This window comes from Thermincola sp. GK-1, from assembly GCF_059412445.1.
Genome location: NZ_JBSQAT010000008.1, coordinates 40212 through 54561 on the forward strand (window position 1 = coordinate 40212; position 14350 = coordinate 54561).

The following is a 14350-nucleotide window of genomic DNA, read 5'->3' on the forward strand; positions in this document are numbered from 1 at the left end:
CTTTCTATCTCCGATAGGGCGGAAAGGAGAACCGCATGGGATACAAATGTGTTTATACGCTGGCTGAAATACAGGAGTATCTGAAAAACACTGTCCTATTTGCTTTCGACTTTGAAACGTCACCCCGCGATAAATGGAGGAACGATAAAAGTGCAGCTCTGGATGCTCATAAAGCAGATATTACAGGGATCAGTTTTTCAGTATCAGAAGGGACTGCTATATATGTTCCACTTAAACATCGTAGCGGGCGAAATGCAGAGAACCAGGCGGCAATATGGGATTATCTGAAATTACTATTCGAATCAAAAGATGTAATAAAAGTTGCTCATAATCTGGCTTTTGAGTCTATGTTCCTTTACGCAAGAGGTATCGTCCTTCAAAAGCCTTGCTATGACACGATTGCAGCATCACAGCTTACATTAAAAAGCAAGTGGGAGTTCAGAAGTCTTGCTGACAGCGGACTTAAAACGCTTGCGCCTGCACTCTGCAAAGCAGAAATGACAGAATTCTCAACGGTTACTGAAGGTCGGTTTTTCGATGAATTGAACCCTCAGGATGAGAAGACTGTCCGCTATGCTTGTGCTGACAGCGACTATACTCTTCGCTTGTATCATGTTTTCAATCAGTGGTTTGATAGATTTTTACCCAAACACAGAACTATTGTGGAAGAGGTAGAATCGCCTACATCAGTATATGTCGGGATAATGAAGTATAACGGCATATTGGTGGATAAGTCAGCCATGCTGAAGAAACAAGCGGAAGCCGCAGAAAAGATTGTCAGTATCAGAAAAGATATTGCCGGAATTATCGGCAATGTAGAGATTGGGGCAAATGCTTCAACTTCAGCATTTAAAAAATATCTTTTTGTGGATCTCGGTCTTCCGGTAATGAAAACGACCGCAAAACATCAGGAAGCTGCCGATGATGAAACCATGATCCTATTAAAAGAATGGTGTGAATCCAACAGGCCTGAACTTGATCGCTTATTTGATCTGGTGCAAGAGTACCGCAAATGGGGCAAACTCAAATCCACCTATATAGACGGTTATCTTCGATTTATTGATGAGGATACCGGCAGGATTCATCCGGACCTTATACCATTGGGGACAGAGACAGGCAGATTTGCGTCAAGAAACCCGAATATGCAGAATTGTCCGCAGAAAGACAATGACCCAATAGGCGTACGGAAATTTATCATTGCACCGGAAGGAAAGGCTATTTTATCCCTTGACTTTTCACAGATAGAACTGCGCGTCGGAGCGTTTTATTGCAGGGACAAACGTATGCTGGAAACCTATCGTACTGGCGGTGATATCCATGCTCAGACCACTTCTGTTATTTACCGCATTCCTTTTGAGGAGGCAGCAGACAAAAATGCTCCACATTATAAAGAGCGCAGGACCATTGCAAAGAACTGCAATTTCGGTGTGTTCTATGGCCTGTTTCCTACTGGCTTACAGAGAACACTTAAATTTAAAGCTGGGCTGAACCCAACTTTGTCCGAATGTGAGACCATCATTCAAAACTTGAAATCCGGATACCCCGATCTTGCCAAATGGCAGGATGAGGTTAAAAAGCGAGCTGCTGTAAGCTGCTATACAGAAACATGGCTGGGCAGGCGAAGATACCTGCTGGGAATTCGGTCATCAGATTGGGGCAAGAAGTCCTTTGCCGAGCGGTGCGCATTAAATACACCTATTCAAGGTACAGCGGCAGATATTCTAAAGCTTGCCTGTGGGCGCATCATCAGTGGACTTCCCGAAAGGCTCTGGCTGAAACCTATACTGCAGATACATGACGAGCTGGTTTTTGAATTACCGGAAGACAAGGCGGACGAAGCAGTTGTTTTTATAAAAGAGTGTATGGAAACACAACCCTTCCCTGAATTTGATGTACCTATTGTGGCAGAGGCTTCGGTAGGGAGAAATTTTGGAGAAATGAAAGAAATGGAGGATTGATGTTATGAATAATTTACAGGTTTTTAAGAATACAGAATTTGGCGAACTTAAAGTACTCGTTATTGATGGAAAGGAATACTTCCCTGCAACAGATTGTGCAAGGATGCTGGGATACAGTAACCCACACAAGGCAGTAATAGATCATTGTAAGTACCTAACAAAACGTGAGGTACCTCATCCGCAAAATCCTGAAAAAACCATAAACATAAATTATATTCCTGAAGGTGATTTGTTCAGACTGATAGTTAAATCCCAACTTCCTGCAGCCGAACGCTTTGAGAGATGGGTCTTTGATGAAGTGCTGCCTACGATAAGAAAACATGGAGTCTATGCTACGGATAAAGTTATCGAAGAGATGATTTCCAATCCAGAGTATGGTATCAGGATTTTCTCCGAACTAAAGGCAGAACGCGACAGACGGAAAGCTTTGGAAATAGAAAATGCAAAGAATAAACAGATTATCAGCGAGTTAAAGCCCAAGGCGAGCTATTATGATCTCATATTGCAAAATAAAAGCCTTGTGCCGATCAGCAAGATTGCCAAGGATTACGGAATGTCTGGCCGCGCTTTCAATAAGCTGCTTCATGAGCTTGGAGTACAGTACAAAATGGGAAACTGCTGGCTTTTATATCAGGAGTACGCCGATCAAGGATACACGCAGTCCAAGACCCACGTTATTGATGCAGAAAGAAGCGTAATGCACACATATTGGACACAAAAAGGAAGGCTATTTATCTATGACCTTCTTAAAAACAAGAAAGGTATATTGCCTGTAATCGAACGTGAACAAAAAAGCGCATAGGCAGGGGGTAATACCATGAGTATCAGCAAGTTTAACGCGGAAGGATATTACGACCCCACACCTTATGAAGCACTGCTTAGGATTGAGCGAGAGGCCAGGAAAGCGCCTTACAGACCGATGGTATTTATCTGCAGTCCATATGCTGGTGATATAGAACGTAATATCCGTAAGGCTCAGGGGTACTGCCGCTTTGCAGTGAGCAGGAATTGCATACCTATTGCTCCGCACCTCTTGTTTCCGCAGTTTATGGACGACGATGATGAACAAATGCGAAATCTGGGATTGTTCTTTGGCATGGTATTGATGTCAAAGTGCTCAGAAGTGTGGGTATTTGGCAGAAAAATTACTAAAGGGATGTCCATTGAGATTGAAAAGGCAAAGCAGCGCAGCATTCCGATCCGGTATTTTAATGAACGATGCGAGGAGGTGCGGTGTAAATGAGCATCTCATTCCCTAAAGAATTGGCAAACCGGAAGCAATGGATCTGCTGGCGTCTGGAACCAAACACAAAGGACGGAAGAGACAGTAAAATCCCTTATAATCCCTTAACTGGTAGAAAAGCCTCAAGCACTAACCCAAACGACTGGTCGACGCTTGACGATGCGATTGCGGCAAAAGAACAATACCTCTATACCGGATTGGGTTTTGTATTCGCAAAAAGCGGAGGTTTAGTGGGGATAGACATAGATCACTGCCGCGACAAAAACACTGGGGAATTAAGCGATACCGCTAAGGATATCCTTGAGCGGTTTCCGTCCTATACGGAAATCAGCCCTTCAGGAACTGGGCTTCATATTTTCTATAAAGGGGAGATGCCTGCCAAGGGCAATAAAAACACTAAAACCGGCGTTGAAATGTATGCCCACAGCAGATACTTCACAATGACTGGCGAACGACTGCCAGGGACTCCTGATTACATTGCTGAAGATAACGGGGCACTGGCCTGGATACATGAGAATTATATCAAAAGTAAAAAGCGGAGAGGAAAAAGCAAGAAAGACAGTAAGGTGGTTAAGCTAGAGCCGCTTACAGACGAAGAAATTCTGGAGAAAGCCCGGACAGCCGAAAACCATAAGGAATTTAATCTGCTATGGGAAGGAAAATGGCAGGAAGCAGGGTATCCGAGCCAGTCCGAAGCCGACCTTGCCCTTTGCTGTATGCTAGCTTTCTGGTCAGGCAAAAACAAAGAGCAGATGGACAGGCTGTTTAGAAATTCCGGGTTATTCCGGGAAAAGTGGGATACGGTACATCATGCAAGTGGAGCAACATATGGGCAGGAGACACTGGATAAGGCCATTGAAGTTACAGAGAACGTATACAGCCGCGAAAGCGAGTCAGTTATCTTTGAACATGAGGGCAGGTATTACCGCACCAGAGGCGAAAGTGTGTATCCTATAACAAATTTTATCATTCAACCGGTGGAGATGATTGTATCGGAAGATGAAACGCAGATGACTGCTGATCTTATTACAATTCGTGATGAAATATACCGCCAGACATTTATGACTACCGACTTCAATAACATCCAAAAATTTAAAAATATCTTGAACCGCCGGACAATATCCTTAGGCTATTTTGGCTCAGAAGGAGATTTGGAACTGCTGAAAGGTTATATATCTGAAATGGAGTGGGTAAGGAAAACAGGGGTCAAGGCTCTTGGGATTTATGAGCATGGCGGGCGGATGGTATATGTTTCAACGGATGGTGCCATTGAAGCAGGAGGCAACATTGTTGAAGATATCGTGCAGCTTGATAAGTATAAAAGCATAACAACCGATATCCTAACCTTTGAGCCATTGACAAAGAAACAGCTTATTATGCTTGGTGAATGGCTCCTCAGCTATAACGAACCCATAAAAACGGTATCAGTAATGGCCTGGGTGGCCGGGTGCTTTATCAAACCGCATCTAAAAAAATCAGGTATCAAGTTTCCTCATTTATTGCTTGTCGGAGAACAAGGCAGCGGAAAAAGTAATACATTGGAGCGGGTTATTCTGCCGGTATTTTCGTGCAGTAAAATCCGCGCGGCTACACAGGTTACTGCATTTACACTGATGAAGGAATCTGCATCATCGAATCTGATACCACAGTTGATGGATGAGTTCAAGCCTTCAAAGATAGATAAGTTAAGGCTAAATGCCTTATACAACCATCTTCGAGATGCATATGACGGCCATGAAGGTGTCCGCGGTAGGGCGGATCAAAGTGCTGTTACTTATGAACTGTTGGCGCCTATTATTGTAGCTGGTGAGGAATCGCCGGATGAAGCGGCCATCAGAGAACGGAGCATAGAATTGCTATTCAGCAAGAAGGACTTAAAACCAGCCAGCCATAGACAAGCATTTTATAAGCTGTGTGCAAAAGCGGATCTGCTTGGCAGCTTCGGTCGGAGCCTGCTGGATATAGCACTCAGAGTATCGGTTGCTGAGGCAGAGAAGTGGTATGAGGAAGCAAAGTCAGAGATATCTGATGAGTTTCCATCTCGTATCGTCAATAATCTCGCCTGTTGCTATGCCGGATTGAGCCTAGTAAACAAACTGTGTGAATTCCTTAATGTTACATGGTCTGAAGTGTTTCCCATTAACAAAGGGGCGTGTATTCGATATCTTCAAAACGGTGTGCAGGAATACTTGCTGGATGGCGGCAGCAACAACAAGACTATTGTAGAACAGACGCTGGAAATCATGGCCCGGATGAAACTGGCTCCGAATCAAGACTACACTTTTGATAAAGGAGGCAATGTTATCGGGATTCGTTTCTGTGATGTATATGACCGCTATACCAAGTACAGACGCGATTATGCAATCACAGGTGAATGTCTTCCGTATAACCAGTTTCTGAAGCAATTGAGGCAAAGTGACTTTTTTCTGGAGAGCAATAAAACGATGCGTTTCGGGAACGAAACTAAGAAAGCGTGGGCTCTTGATTTTTCGATATTGAAAGAGCGATGCGATGTGAGCGGCTTTGAGATCACAGATATTGAGCCTCTTTAACCTCAAAAAAGGTAACAAGGTAACAAAAAGGTAACACCCGAAACGCTGATGAATAGCCACTTGTTACCTATGTTACCTTTGTTACCTCAACTTTATATATACGCGCGAGAGATGAAATTATTTTTTGAAAAATAAAAATAAAAAAATATAAATATTTGTGTCTATACCTACCCCAAAAAAGAGGTAACAAGGTAACAAAATCCTCAAATGCGCTTGTAAAGCGGGTTTGAGAAGTTGCCTTTTTAGAAATACCGGGGTAACAAGAGGGGAAAAGGTAACATTTTTGGAGGATAAGCGGTTATGTCCGAAAAGAGTATTGTGACTAAAGTACTGCGGTACTTAAAGACAGTACCGGGATGCTTTTGCTGGAAGGAACATGGTGGTATGTACGGGACAGCGGGGATACCAGACATTATTGCCTGTGTAAATGGGCGGTTTATAGCTTTTGAAGTAAAAACCCCATCGGGAAAGACAACAAAACTGCAGGAAGCAACTATAAGGAAAATCCTCAATGCCGGAGGTGTGGCAGCGGTTGTCCATTCGGTAGATGAGGTGAAGGCTATTTTGGAAAAGCATGGCCTTCTATAAAGAACGAAGACATAACGAACAAGGAAACAAAGCACTGCAAAGCAACGCAAAAAAGCACACTGCTTCAAAGATCAAGGTTTTTATCTTGATTTTTGGAGGTGCGATATGCTGATTGCATGGCAGTATTTAGATAAAAAAGCGGCTGCTGTTGAAGCTTTGAAAGATTACAGCAGCATGCAGTACATTATCGAACACAGTGATGAGGATATATATGAAATTGAAACCCGTATGACAAGCCCTCATAGTGCAAAGATTACCGGAGTTCCGGGCAAACACAATCCCAAAAGCGGCGAAGAACGCCTTGCTGCTTGCCTTGACGAGATTGATGTGTTGAAAGAACGTTATAGACGGGCATTGGAATATATGGAATGGTTCAAGCCTGCTTGGGACGCCTTGCCGGAGGAAGAACAGTTTATACTGACAGAATTTTTTGTTAATGATGTGAGCAAGACAGAAGCTGTAGCAAACATCGGAGAGAAGCTGTTTCTTGAAAGAGCACAGGTGTACCGTAGGAAGGACAAGGCACTTAATCATCTGGCACTGCTTTTATACGGGAAGTAGTAATGAGATTTTTATGAGATGTAAAACACAGGTATCCAATATATAATGATATCGTGAAAAAATGACATTAAAACGCATAAGCCCTTCGGGGCTTTTTCTTATGACATAAAACGGGAGTGAAGAAAGATGTACGATAATTGTTTTGGCGGTAACGGAAGGAATGGCTGCAATATCCTGACTGTACACAAGTGCTTGCAAGATAAATGTTCCTTCTATAAAAGCACCCAGGAGTTAGAGGAAGATAGAAAAAAGGCTTATCTTTTGCTTGCAGCTTTATCACCCGATATGCAGCGGTATATTTCGGATAAATATTATAATGGCAGGATGCCATGGGCAAATAGCAAATGTGTTGTTCAATATTCCAGATGAGATTTTTATGAGATGAAATTCATTATAAATCCAAATATAATGGTATTGTGAAAAATTATAGATAATCCTTCATGGGATGAACCTGTGAGGGCTTTTTTATACGCGTAAAGGAGGTGGCCAGATGCCAAGAAAACCAAAAAGGCCTTGCTCCTTTCCTGGCTGTCCTGAACTGACGGACGGAAGGTACTGTGACATGCATCAAAGGCAAATGGATGCTTATTACAACAAATACGAACGAGATCCCCAAACAAGAAAACGCTATGGCCGGAGATGGAAACGCATCAGGGACAGATATATCTCAGAGCATCCGCTTTGCGAGGAGTGCCAAAAGTACGGAAGGCTTACACCAGCCGAAGAGGTACATCATATTATCCCTTTATCCAAAGGCGGAACCAATGCAGACAATAACCTTATGAGCCTGTGCAAACAATGTCACTCATCGCTCACTGCTCGCGAAGGAGAACGATGGGCAAGACGGTAGGGGGGTCAAAATCTCTGGCGGAGTAGTTTTGTGCAACGGGCGGGGGGTCACGCGCGAAAAATCGCAGTTTCAAACGGGGTATATCCCCTGTTTATTTTTACATGAATCGAGGTGATGTGTATGGCAAAGGACGGTACCAACCGCGGCGGGGCACGTATCGGTGCAGGACAGAAGAAAAAGCCTCTGGCGGATAAGATTTTGGAAGGAAACCCCGGCAGACGAAAGCTCATGGTAATGGAGTTTACGGATGCTGCGGAACTGGAAGGAGAGAGCATGCCGCCACCAAGGGATTATCTTGCTGCAAAGCAGAAGAACGGAAAAACAACACTGGCGGTGGAAATATACGAAAAAACATGGCAGTGGCTTAAGGAACGCAGGTGTGTTCACCTTATCCCTGCGCAGCTTATAGAGCAATATGCCCAGAGTGTGGCGCGGTGGATCCAGTGCGAGGAATGTATCACTGAATTTGGCTTTCTTGCTAAGCATCCGACAACTGGCAATGCCATCCCGTCACCTTATGTGGCTATGAGTCAAAGCTTTATGAAACAGGCCAATAACCTGTGGTATCAAATTTATCAAGTCGTGCGGGAAAACTGTGCTACCGAATACAAGGGGGCTACTCCTCACGATGATGTTATGGAAAAACTACTGACAGCCAGGAGGGGTGGCTGATGCATAAAACAAATTCAATCTTTCTTAGGGAACTAAGAAAATATAAAGACCATTTAACGAAGCAGCAGTTTAAGACTCTGCGGGGACAAGTAATAAACGGAGATTGTAAGGGCGCAAAAAAGGGTCTTAAGAAAATATTGAACAGGAGAACGCAGAATGAACATACAAAAAATATCTGTTGAAAAACTTAATCCAGCAGCATACAACCCGCGCAAGGATTTAAAACCTGGCGATAAGGAATATGAAAAGCTAAAACGGTCAATAGAGGAATTTGGCTATGTGGAGCCTGTTATCTGGAACCAAAAGACGGGCAATGTGGTAGGCGGGCATCAACGCTTAAAGGTTTTGCTGGACTTGGGACAGACTGAGATAGACTGCGTTGTAGTGGATCTTGACCCGCAGAGAGAAAAAGCGCTTAATCTTGCTCTTAATAAGATTCAGGGAGAGTGGGACGAGAATAAACTGGCCGAGCTGATGGCTGAGTTGGACGCAGGTGCTTTTGATGTTTCGCTTACAGGGTTTGACGCTTCTGAAATAGACGAACTGCTTAACCGATGGTACTCCAAAGAGGCGATACAAGACAGCTTTGACATAGATAAAGCGCATGAGGAAATTGTGCAGCGCGAACCTGTAACGAAGCGGGGCGACATCTGGCTTCTCGGGAATCATCGCTTGATGTGCGGCGACTCTACTAAGGATGAGGATTTTGAGAAGTTGATGGAAGGGTGTCACGCACAGATGGCAGTGACTTCCCCTCCATATGGGGTAGGCAAAGAATATGAAAAAGCCGGGATTGAGCCATGGTTCGAGACAGTACGCCCAGTGATTAGAAACCTGTGCAGGTATGCAGATATTGTCTGCTGGAACTTAGGTGATCTCTATGCCACCGGCTCTCAGTTTATTGAACCCACCAGTGTTTACAGTGTGAATATGTTTTTGGACAATGGTTACCGCCCTATCTGGATCCGCATTTGGAAGAAACAAGGGCAAAATTTCGGTGTAGGACCTTATCATCTTGTTTCAAACAAGCCGGTTCAGCAGTATGAGTATATTTCAGCCTTCAGCAATAAAGGAGAAGTTGAGGAATATAACGATCAGGAATATGTATGGCTTTCAGCCTTTGCGGGACACAGTTATAAATTTGTGAAACGGCTTACAAAGGAAGAACGCAAGAAATGGGGCTATGCTGGGATATGGGAGATGACCACTGTCCGGGCAAACAAGGAGCATCCTGCAATGTTCCCTGTGGAGCTTCCATGGCGGTGCATCAAAATGCACAGCGACAAAGGCGGTATTGTGCTTGAGCCGTTTTCAGGCAGCGGCACCACTATAATTGCGGCTGAACAGACCGAGCGTAAATGCTACGCAATGGAGTTATCTCCTGTTTACTGTGATTTAGCTGTTAAGCGCTGGGAGGAATTCACCGGTGAAAAAGCCATCAAACTGGAGGGTTAAGATTTATGGATATACTGAAAATACCAACAGAAAAACTAAAACCATCTAAATATAATCCGCGGAAAGATTTAAAGCCTGGTGACCCCGAATATGAAAAATTACGTCGGTCTATTGAAGAGTTTGGATATGTAGAGCCGGTCATATGGAATAAACGCACCGGGAATATTGTCGGCGGACATCAGCGTTATAAAGTACTTACAGCTTTGGGGTATAAGGAGATCGACTGTGTTGTAGTTGATCTGGATGAACAGCGGGAAAAGGCGCTCAATGTCGCGCTGAATAAAATCAGTGGTGAGTTTGATATTCCGCTTTTGACCGATCTGCTTATGGATTTAAATGAAGATGGTTTTGACGTTTCTCTTACCGGGTTTGATGCTGCGGAAATTGATGAGTTGTTCCGTGATAAAACAGCCGCTAATGTCAAAGAGGATAATTTCGATACAGAAAAGGCAATTGCAGAGATTAAAACTCCGGTTACCAAAAAGGGCGACATATGGGTACTTGGCAACCACCGTCTGATGTGCGGTGATAGCACCATGCTTTCAGATGTGCAAAAGCTGATGAACGGACAAAAGGCGAGATTTGTTTTCACCGACCCACCATGGAATGTTGATTACGGTTCAGATACCAGGCATCCAAGCTGGAAGCCAAGACAAATTCTAAATGACAATATGAGCACCGAAGAATTCGGCGCTTTTTTATTGCGCGCTTTTAAATGCATGAAAGAGGTTTCTGAAGCCGGATGCATGACCTATGTGGTAATGAGTGCTCAGGAATGGGGCAGTTTGATGAACGTCATGCGAGAGGCAGGGTATCACTGGTCGAGCACAATTATATGGAAAAAAGACAGCTTGGTACTATCAAGAAAGGACTATCATACCCAGTACGAGCCGATCTGGTACGGTTGGCTTGAAGGAACACGCCTTTGCCCGCTTAAAGACCGTAAACAGTCAGATGTTTGGGAGATACCCCGTCCTAAAGTATCGGAGGAGCACCCTACCATGAAGCCGGTATCGCTTGTAGCAAAGGCAATGCTCAATAGTTCCCATATTGGAGATTTAACTCTTGACCTGTTCGGTGGTTCTGGTACGACAATGATTGCGGCACAGCAGACCGGGCGGGTTTGTTTTATGATGGAGCTTGACTCGAAATACTGCGATGTGATTGTAAAGCGCTATGTTTCACAATTTGGAGCAGATTTAGTATTCCTGCTGTCAGGTGGCGAAAAAATTCCTTACGCTGAAACACAGATTGCTTAAAAATGTCCTTGCTTTCCCCTCAAAACAGAGCGTTAATGTACCCCACCAAAAAGGAAAGGTGGGATTTTTTATGGGAATCAGAAATGGTTTAGCTTATTTGAGGGGAGGTGAACGGCATGAGCAATAATAGCTTTCGTTTTTCACAGAAGGTTGTCGGTCAGGAGAGGAAAGCCATTGCCACAGTCATTGCTGAAGCTCTTGAAGGCGGGGTGCGCTATGCCGGAGCGCCGGGTTTTGCGTATGAGGTAAACGACGGGAGCACTGCTGGCAGCTGGACGGTAGACAGGGACAGTGTGGTTCACTCGCCGAAAATCAGTCTTGATGAAATCAAAAGCATCCGTCCCGTTATTGACGCGCTGAATATGGCGGGCTTATCTGCAGAGGGAACCATGACAATTACTCTTTCTTTGGAGGGCTTTGGCGAGACAAGCCTTGAAAACCTTAGAAATATGCTGGCCAGCAAAGAGACGTTGATTAAGAAAGCACTGTCGCTTGACCGGGAACTTGAAGTATTCGCTGAAAATGATGAGATTGCTTTCCCTTTTTGGAACGCGACTTTAAATGCTGATGAAGTGCAGACCTATATAACGCTGGCAAAGCAGATGGCAGAACAGGCAAAAGCTCAGAAGCATGTGCTGCGCATTGAAAAACCGGCAGATAATGAAAAATATGCTTTTCGCTGTTTCCTGCTTAGGTTGGGATTTATAGGAGATGATTTCAAAACCGAACGCAAGGTGCTGCTTTCAAGGCTGTCAGGCAACGGGGCGTACCGGAAAGGCAGAGCAAAGGCGGTGGATGAGAATGAATGATTTTTATAGCACCGCCTTCTTTGTCAAGCATCCGTTTAGGATTGAGGATCTAAAGGTGCCGCATCGGTATGAGACGAGGAAACGATTCGCAGTTGTGAAGACCATTGAGCTTTCAAAGATTGACTATGACAACTTCGTTGCCGACCTATGCGTTGACCGCACATTTATTGAGGAAAACAAAGGGCTTTGCAGAATTGACGAGGATGGAGTATGGCTTTGCTTGCTGGTTAAGCAGCGGGGACGGTCTGATGGAGTGTTGGTAATGCCGGATGGTAGAGATTATCCAAAGTATGCCGCATATTATCCTGGAGAGGAGGACGAGCTATGAGTGCAAGAGGCTTTCCTTCAAAAGAAACAGTCCTTCGCCTTAAAGAGCAGTATCCGCCGGGAACACGCGTTGAGCTTATCTACATGGATGATCCGTATTCTAAGCTGAAACCGGGAGACCAAGGAACAGTCTCTTATGTGGATGATATCGGAACTGTTCATATTGACTGGGACTGCGGTTCTTCTTTGGGTGTAGCTTATGGTGTAGATATGATCAGAAAGCTGTAAATGTACACAAATTAAGATGCGGAAAATCGTCCAAAATCCAGCGGAAACTCATGCAGAATTGCCTTGCTATCCTGTGTTTTCAATGGCCTAATGTACACTGCCAAAGGGCAAAAAACACAGAGAAAGCGAGGAGAAAGCGCAATGCTTACAACGAGATTTGGAATCGAGGTAGAATTGACGGGGATTACAAGAAAACAGGCGGCAAAAACTGCAGCAGCTTTTCTTGGAGGAAGGATTGAATCCAGCGGAGATTATTACGATACCCAAAAGGTTATTGCACCGGATGGACGGATATGGAAATTCATGAGCGACGGGAGCATCCGGACTCAGAAAAAGGAAAGCGGCCGGATTGCAGCGGCAGGCCGGGAATACAGTGTCGAGCTGGTAAGTCCGATACTGACATACCGCGAGGACATTGAAACCCTGCAGGAATTGATAAGGAGGCTCCGCAAGGCGGGAGGTTTTGCAAACACAAGCTGCGGAATCCATATCCATATAGACGGGGCAAACCACACGCCGCGAAGCATCCGTAATTTTATCAACATTATCGCCAGCAAGAACGACCTTTTCTATAAGGCACTGCAGATTGAGCCGGATAGGATGCGGTTTTGCAAGAAGATGGATGAGACTCTGGTTGAAAAGATGAACAGGCGTAAGCCCAAAACCATGGCTGCGATTGAGAGCATCTGGTACGAGGGTTACAGCGAAAGCCGAAGCACCCATTATCACAATAGCAGGTACCATTTTCTCAACCTGCACAGCTTTTTTAACGGCAATGGAACAATTGAGCTTCGAGGCTTTAACAGCGAACTTCATGCGGGAAAAATTAGAAGCTACATAGTGCTTGCCCTTGCGTTAAACCATCAGGCATTAACCCAAAAATGCGCTTCCAGCAAGAAGCCACAGGTTGAAAATGAGAAGTTTGCCATGCGGACATATCTCAACCGCATTGGACTTATTGGTGATGAGTTCAAAAACTGCCGGGAGCATCTTTGCAAACACCTTGATGGTAACGCAGCATGGCGGTTTCGGGCAGCATAGATAGACAAGCGCAGGGGTGGATCTCCGCCTCTGCCTTGGTAAATACAAGGAGGATGATACGATGAGCAAAGAAAAAGGAACCATATATTTAGCATACGGAAGCAATCTGAACTTAAGGCAGATGGCATACCGCTGCCCAACGGCAAAAGTGCTGGGGAGTGCAAAACTCACAGGATACCGGCTGTTATTCAGAGGAGGGAATGGCGGCGCAGTAGCGACAATAGAAAAACAAAAAGGTGAAAGAGTACCAGTACTGCTTTGGAGAATCATGCCTAATGATGAGAAGGCGCTGGACAGATATGAAGGTTATCCGCATCTATACCGGAAAGAAACGGTTAAGGTACGTTTCAAAGGGCAGTGGGTACCCGCAATGGTGTATATCATGAATGAAGGTAGACCTTTGGGAGCACCGGGTCGTTACTATTACGAGGTGATTCGGCAGGGCTATATAGATGCGGGTTTTGATATTTCATTTCTCAATAAAGCGGTAAGAGATTCAATTTCAGCGGCAGAGAAGTCAGAGGTGTAGGACATGGGTAACGAGAATCTGATAACTGATAAGATTTATCGGCAGATTATGGCCATGCGGGACAGCGGTGCCTGTAATATGTTTGACTTGCCAAGAGTACAGGAAGAGGCATATAAAATGGGGTTTTATGAATTAGTAGTATTTCTTAATGAACACAAGAAAGAATATGCCGAGTTTATCCTGACAGGCAAACGATAACGTTTATAACGTAACAAGTTTCATAGAAATCCACTAAGGAGAGGAACTTCATCCATGAGGTTCCTTTTTTCTTGCTCAAT

At 44.5% G+C, this 14350-nt stretch carries 17 protein-coding genes; all 17 read left to right on the plus strand.

Going from position 1 to position 14350, the window contains the following annotated elements; translation table 11 throughout:
- Nucleotides 1-35 precede the first annotated feature (35 nt).
- The 17 genes from ACSNJE_RS09200 to ACSNJE_RS09280 all read left to right on the plus strand — a co-directional run bounded on the left by ACSNJE_RS09200 (nt 36) and on the right by ACSNJE_RS09280 (nt 14270).
- Nucleotides 36-1958 (plus strand): bifunctional 3'-5' exonuclease/DNA polymerase, encoded by a 1923-nt coding sequence (locus ACSNJE_RS09200; RefSeq protein ID WP_028992623.1) that lies wholly within the window; start codon nt 36-38, stop codon nt 1956-1958.
- A gap of 4 nt (nt 1959-1962) precedes the next feature.
- Nucleotides 1963-2760 carry a phage antirepressor gene (locus ACSNJE_RS09205; RefSeq protein ID WP_028992624.1) on the plus strand — a complete coding sequence of 266 codons (798 nt, stop codon included), beginning with the start codon at nt 1963-1965 and terminating at the stop codon, nt 2758-2760.
- A gap of 15 nt (nt 2761-2775) precedes the next feature.
- Nucleotides 2776-3201 carry a DUF7768 domain-containing protein gene (locus ACSNJE_RS09210; protein WP_028992625.1) on the plus strand — a complete coding sequence of 142 codons (426 nt, stop codon included), beginning with the start codon at nt 2776-2778 and terminating at the stop codon, nt 3199-3201.
- The gene (locus ACSNJE_RS09215) at nt 3198-5753 is read left to right on the plus strand and encodes a phage NrS-1 polymerase family protein (RefSeq protein ID WP_028992626.1); all 2556 of its coding nucleotides are present in this window, start codon (nt 3198-3200) and stop codon (nt 5751-5753) included. Before ACSNJE_RS09210 ends, ACSNJE_RS09215 begins: the two co-directional genes overlap by 4 nt.
- Nucleotides 5754-6053: 300 nt before the next feature.
- Complete coding sequence (locus ACSNJE_RS09220) at nt 6054-6341, plus strand: VRR-NUC domain-containing protein (protein WP_028992627.1); 288 nt, start codon at nt 6054-6056, stop codon at nt 6339-6341.
- Nucleotides 6342-6446: 105 nt separating this feature from the next.
- Nucleotides 6447-6902: a hypothetical protein gene (locus ACSNJE_RS09225; RefSeq protein WP_028992628.1), complete on the plus strand. Its 456-nt coding sequence runs from the start codon at nt 6447-6449 to the stop codon at nt 6900-6902.
- A gap of 126 nt (nt 6903-7028) precedes the next feature.
- On the plus strand, nt 7029-7271 hold the full coding sequence (locus tag ACSNJE_RS09230) for a hypothetical protein (protein WP_307681246.1): 243 nt from the start codon (nt 7029-7031) through the stop codon (nt 7269-7271).
- A gap of 121 nt (nt 7272-7392) precedes the next feature.
- A complete protein-coding gene (locus ACSNJE_RS09235; protein WP_028992633.1) occupies nt 7393-7752 on the plus strand; it encodes an HNH endonuclease in 360 nt (119 codons plus the stop codon).
- Between the two features lie 120 nt (nt 7753-7872).
- Nucleotides 7873-8424 carry a P27 family phage terminase small subunit gene (locus tag ACSNJE_RS09240; RefSeq protein WP_003515999.1) on the plus strand — a complete coding sequence of 184 codons (552 nt, stop codon included), beginning with the start codon at nt 7873-7875 and terminating at the stop codon, nt 8422-8424.
- Nucleotides 8425-8580: 156 nt separating this feature from the next.
- Complete coding sequence (locus ACSNJE_RS09245) at nt 8581-9879, plus strand: site-specific DNA-methyltransferase (protein ID WP_004400065.1); 1299 nt, start codon at nt 8581-8583, stop codon at nt 9877-9879.
- Nucleotides 9880-9884: 5 nt separating this feature from the next.
- Nucleotides 9885-11138: a site-specific DNA-methyltransferase gene (locus ACSNJE_RS09250; RefSeq protein WP_004400068.1), complete on the plus strand. Its 1254-nt coding sequence runs from the start codon at nt 9885-9887 to the stop codon at nt 11136-11138.
- Between the two features lie 116 nt (nt 11139-11254).
- A complete protein-coding gene (locus ACSNJE_RS09255) occupies nt 11255-11947 on the plus strand; it encodes a hypothetical protein (RefSeq protein WP_004400069.1) in 693 nt (230 codons plus the stop codon).
- The gene (locus ACSNJE_RS09260) at nt 11940-12275 is read left to right on the plus strand and encodes a DUF6329 domain-containing protein (protein ID WP_004400070.1); all 336 of its coding nucleotides are present in this window, start codon (nt 11940-11942) and stop codon (nt 12273-12275) included. The genes ACSNJE_RS09255 and ACSNJE_RS09260 overlap by 8 nt, the downstream gene beginning before the upstream one ends.
- Complete coding sequence (locus ACSNJE_RS09265) at nt 12272-12502, plus strand: DUF4314 domain-containing protein (protein ID WP_004400071.1); 231 nt, start codon at nt 12272-12274, stop codon at nt 12500-12502. The genes ACSNJE_RS09260 and ACSNJE_RS09265 overlap by 4 nt, the downstream gene beginning before the upstream one ends.
- A gap of 141 nt (nt 12503-12643) precedes the next feature.
- Complete coding sequence (locus ACSNJE_RS09270) at nt 12644-13543, plus strand: amidoligase family protein (protein ID WP_004400072.1); 900 nt, start codon at nt 12644-12646, stop codon at nt 13541-13543.
- Nucleotides 13544-13604: 61 nt separating this feature from the next.
- Entirely contained in the window at nt 13605-14072 is a 468-nt protein-coding gene (locus ACSNJE_RS09275) for a gamma-glutamylcyclotransferase family protein (protein WP_004400073.1), read from the plus strand.
- 3 nt (nt 14073-14075) lie between these two features.
- Complete coding sequence (locus ACSNJE_RS09280; RefSeq protein ID WP_028992635.1) at nt 14076-14270, plus strand: DUF5049 domain-containing protein; 195 nt, start codon at nt 14076-14078, stop codon at nt 14268-14270.
- Nucleotides 14271-14350: the final 80 nt, after the last annotated feature.

Coding starts and splice junctions, on each gene's coding strand:
- ACSNJE_RS09200 (WP_028992623.1), top strand. CDS start 36: ATGGGATACAAATGTGTTTATACGCTGGCTGAAATACAGGAGTATCTG.
- ACSNJE_RS09205 (WP_028992624.1), top strand. CDS start 1,963: ATGAATAATTTACAGGTTTTTAAGAATACAGAATTTGGCGAACTTAAA.
- ACSNJE_RS09210 (WP_028992625.1), top strand. CDS start 2,776: ATGAGTATCAGCAAGTTTAACGCGGAAGGATATTACGACCCCACACCT.
- ACSNJE_RS09215 (WP_028992626.1), top strand. CDS start 3,198: ATGAGCATCTCATTCCCTAAAGAATTGGCAAACCGGAAGCAATGGATC.
- ACSNJE_RS09220 (WP_028992627.1), top strand. CDS start 6,054: ATGTCCGAAAAGAGTATTGTGACTAAAGTACTGCGGTACTTAAAGACA.
- ACSNJE_RS09225 (WP_028992628.1), top strand. CDS start 6,447: ATGCTGATTGCATGGCAGTATTTAGATAAAAAAGCGGCTGCTGTTGAA.
- ACSNJE_RS09230 (WP_307681246.1), top strand. CDS start 7,029: ATGTACGATAATTGTTTTGGCGGTAACGGAAGGAATGGCTGCAATATC.
- ACSNJE_RS09235 (WP_028992633.1), top strand. CDS start 7,393: ATGCCAAGAAAACCAAAAAGGCCTTGCTCCTTTCCTGGCTGTCCTGAA.
- ACSNJE_RS09240 (WP_003515999.1), top strand. CDS start 7,873: ATGGCAAAGGACGGTACCAACCGCGGCGGGGCACGTATCGGTGCAGGA.
- ACSNJE_RS09245 (WP_004400065.1), top strand. CDS start 8,581: ATGAACATACAAAAAATATCTGTTGAAAAACTTAATCCAGCAGCATAC.
- ACSNJE_RS09250 (WP_004400068.1), top strand. CDS start 9,885: ATGGATATACTGAAAATACCAACAGAAAAACTAAAACCATCTAAATAT.
- ACSNJE_RS09255 (WP_004400069.1), top strand. CDS start 11,255: ATGAGCAATAATAGCTTTCGTTTTTCACAGAAGGTTGTCGGTCAGGAG.
- ACSNJE_RS09260 (WP_004400070.1), top strand. CDS start 11,940: ATGAATGATTTTTATAGCACCGCCTTCTTTGTCAAGCATCCGTTTAGG.
- ACSNJE_RS09265 (WP_004400071.1), top strand. CDS start 12,272: ATGAGTGCAAGAGGCTTTCCTTCAAAAGAAACAGTCCTTCGCCTTAAA.
- ACSNJE_RS09270 (WP_004400072.1), top strand. CDS start 12,644: ATGCTTACAACGAGATTTGGAATCGAGGTAGAATTGACGGGGATTACA.
- ACSNJE_RS09275 (WP_004400073.1), top strand. CDS start 13,605: ATGAGCAAAGAAAAAGGAACCATATATTTAGCATACGGAAGCAATCTG.
- ACSNJE_RS09280 (WP_028992635.1), top strand. CDS start 14,076: ATGGGTAACGAGAATCTGATAACTGATAAGATTTATCGGCAGATTATG.